The sequence below is a fragment of the Acidocella sp. C78 genome (assembly GCF_907164655.1).
On the sequence record NZ_CAJQZK010000014.1, the window covers coordinates 1 to 15,433 of the forward strand.

The window sequence follows — 15,433 nt, forward strand, 5'->3', positions numbered from 1 at the left end:
GCCTCTGGCCGATGCCGCCCTCGCCCTTGGCAAGCTCGCCCGCCTGCTGCCGGCGATGATCGCGGCACCGGTGCGGCCGGGCTGGGCGTCGCTGCCGCTTGGCGGCGGCCTGCTCGCCGTTCCGGCGGCGGACCTGCTCGGCTACAACACCAATGTGGCCGCGACGCTGCATCGTGTCGCCGAGGTCGCGGTGCCGCTCGACGATGCGCCCGATGCGCGGCTCGTCGCCTTCCGCGCGCTCGATCAGGGGATCGAGCATATGGCGATCCTGATCGGCGATCCGCGCGCCCAGGCCGCGCCGCTCGTGCGGGTCCATTCCGAGTGCTTTACCGGCGACCTGCTGGGTTCGCTGCGGTGCGACTGCGGGCCGCAGCTCAGGGGCGCGATCCGGCGGATGGCGGAGGAGGGGGGCGGCGTCGTGCTGTATCTCGCGCAGGAGGGGCGGGGGATCGGGCTGATCAACAAGCTGCGGGCCTATACGCTGCAGGATCGCGGCCTCGACACGCTCGATGCCAACCGTGCGCTTGGCTGGCAGGCGGATGAGCGGAATTTCCATATCGCGGCCGCGATGCTCGCGGAACTCGACCTCGACCATATCCGCCTGCTGACCAACAACCCGGACAAGGTGGCGGGGCTTGCCGCGTGTGGCGTCGATGTCGTCGAGCGGACGCCGCATGTCATCGCGCCGAACGGGGTGAACGACGCCTATCTGCAGACAAAGGCGCGTCGCTTCGGCCACTTGCTGGACTAGGCGGCGATGGCCGGGCCCGACGAGACAACTGCGATTGTGCTGGCGGACGGGACGATTCTCCTCCCGGCCGCGGGGCTGCGCTGCCGTGCCGCCCTTGGCTGCGGTGGCATCGCCGCGCTCAAGCGCGAGGGCGATGGCGCGACACCGCGCGGCCTGCTGCCGCTCCGCCGGGTGCTCTACCGGGCCGACCGGCTGGCATCGCCCGCCTGCGCGGTGCCGCGCGAACCGCTGGCGCCCGATGATGGCTGGTGCGACGATCCCGCGCATCCCGACTACAACCGCCTGATCCGCCGGCCGCACCCGGCGCGCCACGAGGCGCTCTGGCGGGAGGACGGGGTGTATGATGTCGTCGGCGTGCTCGGATGGAACGACGATCCGGTGGTGCGCGGCGCGGGATCGGCGATTTTCCTGCATGTCGCGCGGGCGGACTGGTCGCCGACCGAGGGGTGCATCGCCCTCGCCTTGCCCGACCTTCAGGCGATGCTGAAGGCCGGTTTGCGGGCGATCATGGTTCAGTGACCGAGGGGGATGTTCACGCCGAAGGACACGCTCGGCGGGCCGACATAAACCGGCGGCGGCGGCGCGTAATAGACCGGCGGCGGCGGGTAATAGGCCGGCGGCGGCGCATAGGCATATCCGCCGCGCCAGCCATCGTCGTCCTCATGATGCCAGTCTTGGTGATGCCAGTCGCGGTGATGCCAGCCGCCGCGGTCGCCGCCGTCGTGGTGCCAGGGCGGGTCGGCATAGGCCGTCGCACCGGTTGCCGCGAGGCCGAGTCCGGCCACCATGGCTGCCGCGATCATCCGGCCCAGCCATTTCGCCGATCCTGTGCTTCGAGCGTTCATGTCAGAATCTCCTGTCGTCTCGATCCGCCAGACACCATTGTATGATGGCGCCGAGACGGCTGATTTCAGGGCGAATTATGGCTTACAAAATTTTCATACCCGGCCCATGCCGGCAAAGCCTCTTGCGAAACCCCCCGGCGCGCGGGCATGCAGGGGGCGTGAGCATGTTGCAGCCGATGTTCCGCCCTGTCCGGAGACCGCGATGAAGCGGCGCCTGCGCGGGCTTGTGTTGCCGTTCCTGTTTCTCGCCGTGACGGCGTATTTTGTCTTCAACGCCATCAACGGCTCGCGCGGCATCGTCGCCCAGCGCCGAGACCAGGCGGTACTGGCGCAGGACCGGCAGGCGCTGCACGATGTCGCGATCCGGCGCGACCGCTGGCAGGCGCGGGTGAACGCGCTGCGTCACCATGCCATCGCGCCGGACATGCTCAACGAGCAGGCGAGGGCGGTTCTCAACCTGGCCGATCCCGGCGATCTCGCGGTGCCGCTCGGCAAGCAAGCGGCCAATGGCGCGGCGGGCGCCGCGGTTCCGGCCGCGTCCGGCCCGGCCGGCGCCGCGCAGCCCGCCGCCCGGCAGGGAAAGCATCCGTAAACGTTACCGCGCGCGCAGGGTCGTGCTGCCTTGCGTCAAGGGCGTGAATGGCGCCCGCCGCGCCATTGCGCCTTGCGGAGGCAAGACATTAACTGCTTTCTGGTTAACTTGAATATTGCGTTGCAACATCATTGAATTTTCAATTCCCGCTTGCTTTGATCGGCCGATCCGACGCATGGAGAAACCATCAACCGACGGAGGGGAATGATCGTGGCCAGCCGTACCAGACCGACAGGCGCAAAAGCCCAGCCAGCCGCCCGCAGGCGGACCAGCCAGAGACAGCCGGCGATGGACCGGGACGAGTTGCTCGCCGCCTACGGGAAGATGCTGCTGATCCGCCGGTTCGAGGAAAAGGCCGGGCAGCTCTACGGCATGGGGCTGATCGGCGGGTTCTGCCATCTCTATATCGGGCAGGAAGCGGTGGTGACCGGCATGCAGATGGCGATCGAGCCGGGGGATCAGGTCATCACCTCATATCGCGATCACGGCCACATGATCGCCTGCGACATGGACCCGAAAGGCGTTATGGCCGAGCTGACCGGCCGCGCCGGCGGCTATTCCAGGGGCAAGGGCGGCTCGATGCACATGTTCTCGAAGGAGAAGGGCTTCTTCGGCGGGCACGGCATCGTCGGCGCGCAGGTTTCGCTTGGCGCCGGCCTCGCCTTCGCCAATCACTATCGCGGCAATGACCGGGTCTGCCTGACCTATTTCGGCGAGGGCGCCTCGAACCAGGGGCAGGTGTTCGAGAGCTTCAACCTCGCGGCGCTGATGAAGCTGCCGGTGATCTTCATCATCGAGAACAACCGCTACGGCATGGGTACCAGCGTCGAGCGCGCGTCGGCCTCGCGCGATCTCAGCCAGAACGGTTCGCCCTGGAGCATTCCGGGCCTGCAGGTCGATGGCATGGACGTTCAGGCCGTCAAGGAGGCCGGCGAGCAGGCGGTCGCGCATTGCCGGGCCGGCAATGGCCCGTTCCTGCTGGAGATGAAGACCTATCGCTATCGCGGCCACTCGATGTCCGACCCCGCGAAATACCGCACCCGCGAGGAGGTGCAGAAGATGCGGACCGAGCACGATTGCATCGATCTCGCCCGCAAGGCGCTCGAGGCGCTGGGGGTGACCGACGAAATGTTCAAATCGATCGACGACGACATCAAGAAGCGGGTGCAGGATGCCGCCGATTTCGCGCAGCAGAGCCCCGAACCCGATGAATCCGAACTCTGGACCGATGTGATGGTGGAGGGCTGAGCATGACCACGGACGTTCTGATGCCCGCGCTGTCGCCGACGATGACCGAGGGCAAGCTCGCCAGATGGCTGAAGAAGGTCGGCGACCAGGTCAAGGCCGGCGACGTTCTGGCCGAGATCGAGACCGACAAGGCGACGATGGAGGTCGAGGCGGTGGACGAGGGCGAACTGCTCGGGATTCTCGTCGATGAGGGGACGGAAAACGTCGCCGTGAACACGCCGATCGCCGTGCTCGGCGCGCATGGCGAGAAAGCCGGCGCCCCGGCCGCCGCTCCGGTCCCCGCCCCGGCGCCGCAGGCGGCGCCCGCGCACCAGCCCGCCGCCGCGCCGAAGGCGCCGCCCGCCGAGATTGCGCCGGCCGCCGAGACGGATTGGGGCCCGACGCAGGAGATCACCGTCCGCGAGGCGTTGCGCGATGCGATGGCGGCCGAGATGCGGCGCGATGCCGACGTGTTCCTGATGGGTGAGGAGGTTGCCCAGTATCAGGGCGCCTACAAGATCAGCCAGGGGTTGCTCGACGAGTTCGGCGCGAAACGCGTGATCGACACGCCAATCACCGAGCACGGCTTCACCGGCATGGCGGTGGGGGCGGCGATGTCCGGCCTCAAGCCGATCGTCGAGTTCATGACCTTCAACTTCGCCATGCAGGCGATCGACCAGATCATCAACTCGGCGGCGAAGACGCTCTACATGTCCGGCGGGCAGATGGGCTGTCCCATCGTCTTTCGCGGGCCAAATGGTGCTGCCGCCCGCGTCGCCGCGCAGCACAGCCAGTGCTACGCCTCGTGGTATGCGCATTGCCCGGGCCTGAAGGTCGTCGCACCGTGGTCGGCGGCGGATGCCAAGGGCCTGCTCCGCGCCGCGATCCGCGATCCGAACCCGGTCATCTTCCTCGAAAACGAGATTCTCTACGGCCACAAGCACCAGTGCCCGACCGATGATGACTTCATCCTGCCGATCGGCAAAGCCAAGGTCGAGCGCGTGGGTGAGGATGTCACCATCGTCGCCTTCTCGCTGATGGTCGATGTCGCGCTCAAGGCGGCCGAGGCGCTGGACCAGCATGGCATTTCGGCCGAGGTGATCAACCTGCGCACGATCCGTCCGCTCGACATCGAGACCATCGTGGCCTCGGTGAAGAAGACCAACCGCGTCGTCTCGGTCGAGGAAGGCTGGCCCTTCGCCGGCATCGGCGCCGAGATCGCGATGCAGATCACCGAGCACGCGTTCGACTGGCTGGACGCGCCGCCGACCCGCGTCGCCGGGCTCGACGTGCCGATGCCCTACGCCGCCAATCTCGAAAAGCTCGCGCTGCCCCAGCCGGACTGGGTCGTCGGCGCCGTCAAGAAACTGTTCTGAGGGAGGCGCGAACATGGCCACGAACATCCTGATGCCGGCGCTCTCGCCCACCATGACGGAAGGCACGCTGGCGCGCTGGCTCAAGAAGGAAGGCGAGACGATCAAGGCCGGCGACGTCATCGCCGAGATCGAGACCGACAAGGCGACGATGGAGGTCGAGGCCGTGGACGAGGGCGTTCTCGGCAAGATCCTCGTCGCGGCCGGGACCGAGAATGTCGCGGTGAACGCGCCGATCGCCATTCTCGTCGAGCCTGGCGAGAATGTGCCCGACAATGCGCCCGCCGCCCCCGCGCCGAAAGCCGCCGCAGCACCTGAAGCGCCGGCAACGTCCGCCCCGGCTGCCGCGCCCGTGGCCGCGCCGGTGGAAGGGAGAACCGGCCACGGCGAGCGCGTCTTCGCCTCGCCGCTCGCCCGCCGCATGGCGCAGCAGGCGGGAATCGACCTCGCCTCGTTGCAAGGCAGCGGCCCGAATGGGCGGATCGTCAAGGCGGATATCGACGCCGCCCGCGGCAAGGCCCCGGCGACCGCGGCACCGGCGCCGGCACCGGCACCGAAGGCCGCCGCGCCGGCGCCCGCCGCCGCCGCGCCGGCCGCGCCGATCACCGCGCCGCACGATGCCATCCCGCATTCCTCGATGCGCAAGGTGATCGCGAAGCGGCTGCAGACCGCGAAGCAGACCATTCCGCATTTCTATCTGTCGATGGATGTGGACCTCGACGCGCTGCTCAAGCTGCGCGCCGACCTCAACGCGCAATCGCCGAAAGACGGGCCGGGCGCGTTCAAGCTCTCGGTCAACGACCTGATCATCAAGGCGGTCGCCGTGGCGCTGCGCCGCGTTCCGGCGGCCAACGCCTCGTTCACCGAGGAGGCGATGATCCGCTATCACGACGTGGACATTTCGGTTGCCGTCGCGATCCCGGACGGGTTGATCACACCGATCATCCGCAAGGCGGACCAGAAGGGGCTGGCCGCGATCAGCAACGAGATGAAGGATCTCGCCGCCCGCGCCAAGGCCGGCAAGCTGAAGCCGGACGAGTTCCAGGGCGGTTCGTTCTCGATCTCCAATCTCGGCATGTATGGGATCAGCTCGTTCTCGGCGATCATCAACCCGCCGCAGGGCGGCATTCTCGCCATCGGCGCCGGCGAGAAGCGGCCGGTGGTGAAGGGCGAGCAGATCGCCATCGCCACAATGATGACCGTCACGCTCTCCTGCGATCACCGCGTGGTGGATGGCGCGGTGGGCGCCGAATTCCTCGCGGCGTTCAAGGCCATCGTCGAACAGCCGCTGGGGCTGATGCTTTGAGCGACCATTCGGCCGGAGTCGCGGCGGCGGCGGTAACGCTTCGCCCCGCTTCACCGGCCGACATTGCCGTGCTGCTCGATCTTGTTCATGCGCTCGCCGACTATGAAAAGGCGCCGCACGAGGTCGAGATGACGGCGCCGATGCTGCACGAGGCGCTGTTCGGCGCGCAGCCTCTCGCCCGCGCCGTGCTGGCCGAGGCCGATGGCGCGGTCGCCGGCTTCGCGCTGTTCTTCACCAGCTTCTCGACCTGGACCGGCCGGGCCGGGCTCTATCTCGAAGACCTGTTCGTCCTGCCCGCGGCGCGGGGGCGGGGCATCGGTCGCGCCCTGCTGCGCCATCTCGCGCGCGAGGCGGTCCGGCTCGGCTGCGCCCGGCTCGAATGGTCGGTGCTCGACTGGAACCGCCCCGCCATCGATTTCTATCAATCCCTCGGCGCCGTCCCGATCGACCAGTGGACGCGCTACCGTCTGAAGGGCGAGGCCCTCGCCGCCCTTGCCGCATAGGAGCAGAACAATGACCGATCAGAGTTTCGACGTGGTGGTGGTGGGCGGCGGCCCCGGCGGCTATGTGACCGCGATCCGCGGCGCGCAGCTCAAGCTGAAGGTGGCCCTGGTCGAGCGCGAGAACCTTGGCGGGATTTGCCTGAACTGGGGCTGCATTCCGACCAAGGCGCTGCTTCGCTCCTCCGAGATCAATCATCTGCTTCACACCCTGCCCGAATACGGCTTCTCCGCCGAGAACGTGAAGTTCGATCTCGACAAGGTGGTGAAGCGTTCGCGCGGGGTGGCGAAGCAGCTGTCCTCCGGCGTCAGCCATCTGCTCAGGAAGAACAAGGTGACGGTGTTCGACGGCACCGGCAGGCTCGCCGGCAAGGGGACGCTCGCGGTCGAGAAGGACGGCAAGCCGGTCGCCACCCTGAAGGCGAAGCACATCATCCTCGCCACCGGTGCCCGCGCCCGCGCCCTGCCCGGCATCGAGCCGGACGGCAAGTTCATCTGGTCGTATCGCGAGGCGATGGTGCCCGACATCATGCCGAAATCCTTGGTGGTGATCGGCTCCGGCGCGATCGGCATCGAGTTCGCAAGCTTCTACCGCAACATGGGGGCGGAGGTGACGGTGATCGAGGCGCTGCCGCGCATCCTGCCGGTGGAGGATGAGGAAATCTCGGCCTTCATGCACAAGCAGTTCGAGAAACAGGGCATGAAGCTGCTCGTTGGCGCGAGCGTGAAGGGTGTCGAGAAGGGCAAGGACAGCGTGACCGTCACCGTCGAGGCCGGCGGAAAGGCGCAGAAAATCACCGCCGAGCGGGTGATCTCCGCGGTCGGCATCGTCGGCAATGTCGAAAATCTCGGCCTTGAGCAGGCCGGCGTGAAGGTCGAGCGCACGCATGTGGTGGTCGATGGTTTCGGCCGCACCGGCGTCGAGGGCATCTACGCGATCGGCGATCTCACCGGCCCGCCCTGGCTCGCCCACAAGGCCAGCCACGAGGGTGTGGTCTGCATCGAGCATATCGCGGGGCTGAAGCCGCATCCGTTCGAGACCTGGAACATCCCCGGCTGCACCTATTGCCGCCCGCAGGTCGCCTCGGTCGGCATGACGGAGGCGAAGGCGAAGGAAGCCGGCCGCAAGGTCAAGGTCGGCCGGTTCCCCTTCATCGGCAACGGCAAGGCGATCGCCATGGGCGAACCCGAGGGCATGATCAAGACCGTGTTCGACGCCGAGACCGGCGAGTTGCTGGGTGCGCACATGGCCGGCGCCGAGGTGACCGAGATGATCCAGGGCTATGTCGTCGCCCGGCAGCTCGAAACCACCGAGGCTGAACTGATGCACACCGTCTTCCCCCACCCCACGATCAGTGAAGCGATGCATGAATCGGTGCTTGACGCCTATGGGCAGGTCATCCACTTCTGATCCATCATGCGCGTCGAGATCGATCACCGGAATGCCGGGGGCGGCAAGCCCCGCCACCCGGAAAAGCAGCACCGGCCGGATAATCCGATCCAGCGGAAACCCGCCTGGATCAGGGTGAAGGCGCCCAATCACCCCGTCTATCACGAGACCCGCGCGCTGATGCGCGAGGCCAAGCTGGTGACGGTGTGCGAGGAGGCGGCCTGCCCGAATATCGGCGAATGCTGGTCGCAGCGTCACGCGACCATGATGATCATGGGCGAGATCTGCACCCGCGCCTGCGCCTTCTGCAACGTCACCACCGGCCAGCCGGCGCCGCTCGCCGCCGATGAGCCGGCGCGCGTGGCCGATGCCGTGGCCCGGCTGGGCTTGCAGCATGTCGTGATCACCTCGGTCGACCGCGACGATCTCGATGATGGCGGCGCGGCGCATTTCGCGGCGGTGATCGGCGCGATCCGCGCCGCGGCGCCCGCCACCACGATCGAGATTCTCACCCCGGATTTCCTGCGCAAGCCCGGCGCGCTGGAGGTGGTGGTCGCCGCCCGGCCGGACGTGTTCAACCACAATCTCGAAACCGTGCCGCGGCTTTACCCCATGATCCGCCCTGGGGCGCGCTATTACCAGTCGCTCCGCCTGCTCGACCGGGTGAAGCAGCTCGACCCCGGCATCTTCACCAAATCCGGTCTGATGGCCGGGCTGGGCGAGGACCGCAGCGAGATCGGCCAGGTGATGGACGATCTGCGCGTCGCCGATGTGGATTTCCTCACCATCGGCCAGTATCTCCAGCCGACGGTCAAGCACGCCGCGGTCGACCGGTTCGTCACGCCGGACGAGTTCGCCGAACTTGCCGCCATGGCCCGCGCCAAGGGGTTCCTGATGGTTTCGGCGACGCCGCTGACCCGCTCCTCCTATCACGCGGATGCCGATTTCGCCGCCCTGCGCGAAGCCCGGGCCGCCCGGCGCGCGGCCTGAGCATGCCGCGCTACACGGAGCGGAAACTGGTTCTCTACCAGCCCGGCCAGATGTTCGATCTGGTGGCTGATGTGGGGAAATATCCGCAATTCCTGCCCTGGTGCATCGGTGCGCGCGTCCGCTCGCAGCGCGGCGATGAAATGCTGGCCGATCTCACCATTGGCTTCGGTCCGTTCCGCGAGAGTTTCACCTCCCGCGTGATGCTGAACGCGCCCGAGCATATCCATGTCCGCTACGAGAACGGGCCTTTCCGATATTTGCGCAACGAGTGGCGATTCCTGCCGGACGAGCGCGGCACGATGATCGATTTCTATGTGGATTTCGAGTTCCGCAGCCTCATTCTGCAAAAGGCCATCGGCGCGGTGTTCGCCGAGGCGGTGCGCCGGATGGTCGCCGCTTTCCTCAAGCGGGCGCGCGACGTTTATGGAACGCCTGTGCCCGCGCCCGCCTCAGACGCCGGGTCCGGGCTGATCCTTCCCGCCAAGAGCTGATCCCGTTTTCGTGAGCGATGCTTTAGGATAGAGCATCATCCGATCGGATGGACCGGAAGGTGCTCTGATGCGGCCGCGGGTGCTGGTGCCCGGCCGGAGACAATGGTGGAAGCATGGACGGTATTGAAACGGCGACCGATAGCCTCGAGCGGCACAAGCACCTGCGCGAACATCCCGAAAACCTTCATGCGCGGCGCATGGCGCTGCTCATCGGCATTCTCGCGGCGGGGCTCGCGATTTGCGAGATGGGGGAAAAATCGGCGCAGAATGACTATATCGCCAAGCAGATCGCGGTGAACGACACATGGTCTTTCTACCAGGCCAAGGCGATCAAGGCCGATATCGCGACCGCCCAGGCCCAGGTTCTGAAAGCGCTTTCGTTGCGATCCCCCGACCCTGGTGTGACGCAAGCCGCCCGGGCCGCAGAGGCGCGGGCCGAGCACGAGGCATCCGACCCCGATGGTGGAGAGGGCAAGGCGCAGCTGCGGGCGCAGGCGGAACGCCAGGCCGAGGTGCGCGACCATCAGCTCGAACGCTATCATCAGCTGGAAGTCGTGGTCGGTCTCTTGCAGATTGCGATCGTGCTGGCATCGGTTTCCGTGGTGACGGAGGTGACCGCGTTTGGGCTCGTTGCCGCCCTTTTGGGCGGAATATCCTTCCTCGGCGGTGTCGTCGTCATGGCTTTCATCTAAGCCGGCGCCTGTCGCGGCGGCATGCGCGGGTGATCGGCCCGGGATTTTGAGGGGTTGGCCGAGAGCACGGTTCGATCCCGATGGATCGGATGGTGCACGGGCTGCGGATGGTGGACGATTTTGTCTAAGAGCCGGACCGAAAAAGATAGTTGAGCGATTTCAGTAAGTTGTGATTCAGTTCGTTTGCGAAGACGGACGGAGACACGATGACCTGGACTGAAATCGCTCGGCGACGATATTGCCGGGCCGGATTGCGCTACGCAAGCGACCTCACCGACGCTGAATGGGCCATGATCGAGCCGTTCATGCCCGCTCCGCAGCATCGAGGCCGACCCCGAAGGGTGGCGCTTCGAAGGATTGTGGAGGCCATCTTCTACATGCTGGCAACCGGCTGTCAGTGGCGCCAGATCCCGAAGGAATTCGCTCCGTTCACCACCGTGCAGGGGTATTTCTACCGCTTCTGTCGTGACGGCACGTTCGATCGCATCAATCACGTCCTAGTCATGCAGGCGCGGGAAATGGCCGGACGCGAGGCTTCGCCCACAGCCGGTGTGATCGACAGTCAGTCGGTCAAGACCACCGAAGCCGGCGGGCCGCGCGGGTTCGATGCCGGAAAGAAGATCAAGGGCCGCAAGCGCCACATCATCACAGATACAATCGGCCACCTCGTCGGTGCCGTCGTTCATCATGCCGGTATTCAGGACCGCGACGGGGCGCCCGACGTGCTCAAATCCGTCAAATCCCTGTATCCCTGGTTGCGGCACATATTCGCTGACGGCGGTTATGCCGGTCCTAAACTCAATGGACGCCTCGCCAAAATCGGCAAATGGACCATACAGATCGTAAAGCGCTCCGACGCCGCGAGCGGGTTTGAACTCCTGCCGCGGCGCTGGGTGGTAGAAAGAACCTTCGCCTGGCTCGGCAGATGCCGACGTCTCGCAAGGGATTTCGAGGCCACCGTTACCAGCGCCACCGCATGGCTCTTCCTCGCCCATATCCGCCTGCTCACACGAAAAATCGCCCGTCACCGATAGTCGCACTACCATTCAGATTCGGGCTCTAAGAATTTCCGTATATATCGGCGATTATATTCTTAAATAACATGGTTTATTGATTTCCGAGCGCTCATCTTTGTTTAAAAGCGGCGCCAGAAGCCAAAAATCGCCCAAATGCGTTTTCGAGTGTTGAAAAATGCACCGAATCGCTACAAAAATCGCGCCCGGCCGATTCGTTGTTGGCCGTACCGACAGATTGTCCAACCGCCGGAAAGGCCGGCATCGGCTCGAAAGCCGATCTTAGACAGGAAAGAGGCTTCGACCATGTCGAAAGCGTTTATCGCCGAGGTTATTCAGGGTTCAGCCGAGATCACCGGCGTTGCAGCCAACCGCGCTGCCACGGACCTGATTGAAGCCATCGTCAAGGAACTCAAGAAAAACGGCAAATTTACCCTGCCGAGCTTCGGGACGTTCACGGTCCGCAAGACCAAGGCCCGCAAGGGCGTGAACCCGCGCACGGGCGAGGAGATCAAGGTGAAGGCCGGGAAGACCGTCCGTTTCAAGGCGTCTCCGACCTTGAAGAAACTGGTCTGACGTTCCCGCGTGCATCATCCGGTCGGGTGGTGTGATCCGGTCGGACAAATGCTCTCTGATTATCAAGATGATAGACCACGAGACCCGATCCCGGTGGATGCGAGCCCGGTCTAATATCATCGTCTGACCGGTCGGTTCGGCCATGGCGACAAAATACCAATAAAAATAATATTTTTTTCTCAGCAAGGCGGTCCATGAAACTGGGCCGCTTTTTCTTTTTTGAAATTGATTCTTTACATGAACCATAACTTTACGCACATTTAATCAAATAAGAATTGATTTCATGTTTTTCTGATAAATCCAGAATATTCAAAAATTTATAAACAAAAAAAAGTAAATTTGCAAAGCTTTGAAAAAAATAATATAATAATTAACAATTACAAAAATGAGAAAATTAAAAAATTGTATCAGTTTTTGAGATTAACCCGGCCTTCATCTCGTGCTGCTACGAGTCTGAATGCCGGCGGGAGAAGAGCATGGCTGGGTCAGAGAGATTGGGCACGAATCCGCCGGAGCCCCCGGCGGGCACAAGGTATTCATTCCGCAGCGCGGAGCGTTGCGGAATCGAGATTCTCGATCTCCGTTCCGCCGAGGTGGACCCCATCAGGATTGTCGGCGCAATCGACACCGATCTCGGCATGCCAGCAGCACTTGAATATGCCGACGAACTTCTGATGTCGGTGCTTGAACCCCATTGCCCGGTCGCGACCGGGTCGTTTGTCGATGACAAGGACCCGGGCGAAGGCCAAGCGGGTCGCCCGCAACAGCGCGGCCCCATCGCGCCCGCACTCCCGCCGCCGCCGGCCGGAACGCAGGGCGAGGCGGCTTCGGCCGGGCCGGGCTCTGGCCCTGTCAACGTGGCGGATTTTATGCCTGTTGCCGCGGTTTCGGTGCCTGATGATCTGCCCGATCCTCCTCGCGAACCGGCCGCGGGCGTTGACGGAACGCTGGGCTTTCTGGAGGGGACGCGGATTCTGGGCCTGCATGGCGACATTCCGGTTGAAACCATGAACCGCGGCGACCGGCTCATCACCCGATCCGGCGCGATGCGGGCGGTGCGCTGGGTTGGCAGGCGCAATCTCGACGCGGAGGATCACGCGCAACCGCACGCCGTCTGGCCGGTGCGGATCGACCGTGGCGCTTTTGCCGATGGCCTGCCCGAGCGGAACCTCTATCTCTCGCCCGATCACGCCGTATATCTCGACGGTTGCCTGGTTCCGGCGAAGGCGCTGGTCAATGGCCGATCGATCGCGCAGGAACGCCGGCGTCATTTGACCTATTATCATATCGAGCTTGAAACGCATGACATTCTGCTCGCCGAAGGTCTGGCCGCCGAGTCGTATCTCGACACTGGCAATCGGCGGCTGTTCGAGAGTGCGGACGGCGATGGCGAGCGCGCGGGCGAAGCCGGCGGGTCGCCGCGCGAGGCCCGCGGTTGCGCGCCGCTCGTCCAGACCGGCCCCATTCTCGCGGCGATCCGTGCGAGAATCGATTCCCGGCTTCCCACCCGCGGCGTCACCAGTGATCCGGGGTGCGCGCGCTGGCCAATGGCCAGGCCCTCCCCGTTTCGCTCCTGGACAGCCTGACCTACGCGGTCGAATTGCCCGCGGAACCGGCCGATATCCTGCTCGTCTCCAACGTCGTGGTGCCGGCCGAACTCCACCCCGATGCGGAAGATCGGCGAATCCTCGGCCTTGGCGTGGCGCAGCTCTTTACGGTCAGCCAGGGCAAGGCTGAAGCCGTGCCGCTCGATAGTCCGCTTCTGGCCGCGGGCTGGCATGCTCTCGAAACCGCGTGCCGGTGGACGAATGGCAGCGCGCTGGTTCCGGCAACGCTCACCGCCGGCGCCACCACGCTGCTGGTGCGCCTTGCCGGAAAGACGGTCTATCCCCTGGCGCAAGATGTGCGCCCCGGAGCGTATGGCTGATCAGCCGATCAGCCGGGTGAAGCCGTTGGTGATCGGATAGCGCCGGTCGCGGCCAAAGGCGCGCGCGGTGATCTTGACCCCGGGCGGAGCCTGCCGGCGTTTGTATTCCGCCCTGTCCAGCAGTTTCCAGACCCGGGCGACGGTGGCCCGATCGTGACCGGCGTCCACCAGCTGGTCGATCGATTTTTCGCCTTCAACCAGCCCCTCCAGCACCGCATCGAGCACGTCGTAGGGCGGCAGGCTGTCCTGATCGGTCTGGTTCTCGCGCAATTCGGCCGAGGGGGGCTTGGTGATCACCCGCTCGGGCATCACGGGCCCGGCGGGGCCGAGGCCGCCCGCCGGGTGGTTGGCGTTGCGCCAGTGCGACAGCGCGAAGACGGTACTCTTGTAGACATCCTTCAGCACCGAATACCCGCCGCACATGTCGCCATAGAGCGTGGCATAGCCCACCGACATTTCGGACTTGTTGCCCGTCGTCAGCACCATATGGCCCAGCTTGTTGGACAGCGCCATGAGGATCAGCCCGCGGGCGCGGGACTGGATGTTTTCCTCCGTGATATCGGGCGGCCGCCCGTCGTAAAGCGGCTCCAGCACGGTGGCGAAGGCCGCCGTCGCGCCGCCGATGGGCACCGTGTCGCAGCGTATGTTGAGCAGCCTCGCACATTGGTCCGCGTCCTCCAGGCTGTGCGCGCTGGTATACTGGCTGGGCATCATCACCGCGCGCACCCGCTCCGGCCCCAGCGCGTCAACCGCCACGGCCGCCGAAAGCGCGCTGTCGATCCCCCCGGAGAGGCCGAGAATGACGCCGGGAAATCCGTTCTTGTTCACATAATCGGCGAGGCCCCGCACCATCGCCCGGTAGACGAGATCGAGTCTTTCCGGCTCGGGCGGCAGCGGCCGCGGTTCGGCGACGAGGCCCTGGCCGGTGCGTCGCCAGACCAGCGTTTCGATGGCCTCCTGAAAATGCGGCATCCGCAGCGCCAGCGAGCGATCGGCATTCAGCGCGAAGGACGCGCCATCGAAGACGATTTCATCCTGCCCGCCGGTCATCGCGGCGAAAACGAAGGGCAGGCCGGTTTCCACCACCCGCCGCAACCCGAGTTGCAGCCGCACGCCGAGCTTGCCATCCTCGAAGGGCGAGCCATTGATCGAGACAAGCAGCTCGGCGCCGGTTTCCGCCAATGTTTCCGGGACCGCCGGGAGCCACCAATCCTCGCAGATCATCACGCCGAGGCGAAACCCGCGAAAGGCCACCGGGCCCGGCGCGGGGCCGGGGGTGAAAATCCGCTTCTCGTCGAACACGCCGTAATTCGGCAGTTCGTGCTTGGCGCGCCGGGCGACGATGCGCCCGCCATCCAGCACGAAGGCGGCGTTGTGCAGCCCCTCCGCCGTTTGCCACGGCAGCCCGACGATGATGCCCGGCCCGCCATCCTCGGTATCGCGCGCGAGCTCGTTCACCGCCGCCTCGCAGGCGGCGACGAAGGCCGGCTTCAGGACGAGGTCTTCCGGCGGATAGCCGGCGAGGCCGAGTTCGGGGGTCACCAGCAGGTCGGCGCCGCGCGCCGCGGCCTCGGCCCGCGCGGCGCGGATGGCGGCGAGATTGCGGTCGATCGCGCCGACATGCGGGTTGAGCTGGGCGATGGCAAGAGACAGTGTATCGGTCATTCCCGCAAAATAGGCGGTTTTTCCGTCTCCGTCATCGCATGACTCTTTGTGACGAATTGTTTCCAAATTGCCATGATTTGGCCCCAACTCGAAGT

At 65.2% G+C, this 15,433-nt stretch carries 18 protein-coding genes; 15 read left to right on the top strand and 3 right to left on the bottom strand.

Annotation, left to right across the window (positions count from 1 at the left end):
• The coding region (gene ribA, locus ACIDOCELLA78_RS000000105615) for a GTP cyclohydrolase II (protein WP_249675851.1) at window positions 1-751 on the top strand (751 nt) is incomplete at its 5' end.
• A 6-nt stretch (window positions 752-757) separates the two neighbouring features.
• Window positions 758-1,270, top strand: a complete 513-nt coding sequence (locus ACIDOCELLA78_RS000000105620; protein ID WP_201728754.1) for a L,D-transpeptidase — start codon at window positions 758-760, stop codon at window positions 1,268-1,270.
• Here ACIDOCELLA78_RS000000105620 and ACIDOCELLA78_RS000000105625 read toward each other — a convergent pair.
• Window positions 1,264-1,596 carry a hypothetical protein gene (locus tag ACIDOCELLA78_RS000000105625; protein WP_249675855.1) on the bottom strand — a complete coding sequence of 111 codons (333 nt, stop codon included), beginning with the start codon at window positions 1,594-1,596 and terminating at the stop codon, window positions 1,264-1,266. The two genes, ACIDOCELLA78_RS000000105620 and ACIDOCELLA78_RS000000105625, sit on opposite strands and share 7 nt — an antisense overlap.
• A 202-nt stretch (window positions 1,597-1,798) precedes the next feature.
• Between ACIDOCELLA78_RS000000105625 and ACIDOCELLA78_RS000000105630 the strand changes: the two genes are divergently transcribed.
• From ACIDOCELLA78_RS000000105630 to ACIDOCELLA78_RS000000105680, 11 genes are all read left to right on the top strand, one after another.
• Window positions 1,799-2,188, top strand: coding sequence for a septum formation initiator family protein (locus tag ACIDOCELLA78_RS000000105630; RefSeq protein WP_201728755.1), 390 nt, complete (start codon window positions 1,799-1,801; stop codon window positions 2,186-2,188).
• Window positions 2,189-2,476: 288 nt separating this feature from the next.
• Entirely contained in the window at window positions 2,477-3,436 is a 960-nt protein-coding gene (gene pdhA, locus ACIDOCELLA78_RS000000105635; RefSeq protein WP_201728756.1) for a pyruvate dehydrogenase (acetyl-transferring) E1 component subunit alpha, read from the top strand.
• Between the two features lie 2 nt (window positions 3,437-3,438).
• The gene (locus tag ACIDOCELLA78_RS000000105640; RefSeq protein WP_201728757.1) at window positions 3,439-4,791 is read left to right on the top strand and encodes a pyruvate dehydrogenase complex E1 component subunit beta; all 1,353 of its coding nucleotides are present in this window, start codon (window positions 3,439-3,441) and stop codon (window positions 4,789-4,791) included.
• Between the two features lie 13 nt (window positions 4,792-4,804).
• Complete coding sequence (locus tag ACIDOCELLA78_RS000000105645; RefSeq protein ID WP_201728758.1) at window positions 4,805-6,094, top strand: pyruvate dehydrogenase complex dihydrolipoamide acetyltransferase; 1,290 nt, start codon at window positions 4,805-4,807, stop codon at window positions 6,092-6,094.
• On the top strand, window positions 6,091-6,597 hold the full coding sequence (locus ACIDOCELLA78_RS000000105650; RefSeq protein ID WP_201728759.1) for a GNAT family N-acetyltransferase: 507 nt from the start codon (window positions 6,091-6,093) through the stop codon (window positions 6,595-6,597). The genes ACIDOCELLA78_RS000000105645 and ACIDOCELLA78_RS000000105650 overlap by 4 nt, the downstream gene beginning before the upstream one ends.
• A gap of 10 nt (window positions 6,598-6,607) precedes the next feature.
• On the top strand, window positions 6,608-8,005 hold the full coding sequence (lpdA, locus tag ACIDOCELLA78_RS000000105655; protein ID WP_201728760.1) for a dihydrolipoyl dehydrogenase: 1,398 nt from the start codon (window positions 6,608-6,610) through the stop codon (window positions 8,003-8,005).
• Between the two features lie 6 nt (window positions 8,006-8,011).
• Window positions 8,012-8,974: a lipoyl synthase gene (gene lipA, locus ACIDOCELLA78_RS000000105660; protein ID WP_201728761.1), complete on the top strand. Its 963-nt coding sequence runs from the start codon at window positions 8,012-8,014 to the stop codon at window positions 8,972-8,974.
• A 2-nt stretch (window positions 8,975-8,976) separates the two neighbouring features.
• Window positions 8,977-9,465, top strand: coding sequence for a type II toxin-antitoxin system RatA family toxin (locus tag ACIDOCELLA78_RS000000105665; RefSeq protein WP_201728762.1), 489 nt, complete (start codon window positions 8,977-8,979; stop codon window positions 9,463-9,465).
• Between the two features lie 197 nt (window positions 9,466-9,662).
• A complete protein-coding gene (locus ACIDOCELLA78_RS000000105670) occupies window positions 9,663-10,157 on the top strand; it encodes a DUF4337 family protein (RefSeq protein WP_249675859.1) in 495 nt (164 codons plus the stop codon).
• 206 nt (window positions 10,158-10,363) lie between these two features.
• Complete coding sequence (locus tag ACIDOCELLA78_RS000000105675) at window positions 10,364-11,191, top strand: IS5 family transposase (RefSeq protein WP_201727504.1); 828 nt, start codon at window positions 10,364-10,366, stop codon at window positions 11,189-11,191.
• 285 nt (window positions 11,192-11,476) lie between these two features.
• Complete coding sequence (locus ACIDOCELLA78_RS000000105680) at window positions 11,477-11,746, top strand: HU family DNA-binding protein (RefSeq protein WP_174503198.1); 270 nt, start codon at window positions 11,477-11,479, stop codon at window positions 11,744-11,746.
• Between the two features lie 536 nt (window positions 11,747-12,282).
• Here the strand turns inward: ACIDOCELLA78_RS000000105680 and ACIDOCELLA78_RS000000105685 are convergent.
• Entirely contained in the window at window positions 12,283-12,495 is a 213-nt protein-coding gene (locus ACIDOCELLA78_RS000000105685) for a hypothetical protein (RefSeq protein ID WP_249675875.1), read from the bottom strand.
• 141 nt (window positions 12,496-12,636) lie between these two features.
• On the opposite strand from ACIDOCELLA78_RS000000105685, the gene ACIDOCELLA78_RS000000105690 reads away from it, so the two are divergent.
• Complete coding sequence (locus ACIDOCELLA78_RS000000105690; protein WP_249675878.1) at window positions 12,637-13,332, top strand: Hint domain-containing protein; 696 nt, start codon at window positions 12,637-12,639, stop codon at window positions 13,330-13,332.
• Window positions 13,333-13,346: 14 nt separating this feature from the next.
• The gene (locus tag ACIDOCELLA78_RS000000105695; RefSeq protein WP_249675880.1) at window positions 13,347-13,673 is read left to right on the top strand and encodes a hypothetical protein; all 327 of its coding nucleotides are present in this window, start codon (window positions 13,347-13,349) and stop codon (window positions 13,671-13,673) included.
• Here the strand turns inward: ACIDOCELLA78_RS000000105695 and ACIDOCELLA78_RS000000105700 are convergent, their stop codons facing one another.
• Complete coding sequence (locus tag ACIDOCELLA78_RS000000105700; protein ID WP_201728764.1) at window positions 13,674-15,338, bottom strand: NAD+ synthase; 1,665 nt, start codon at window positions 15,336-15,338, stop codon at window positions 13,674-13,676.
• Between the last annotated feature and the right edge of the window lie 95 nt (window positions 15,339-15,433).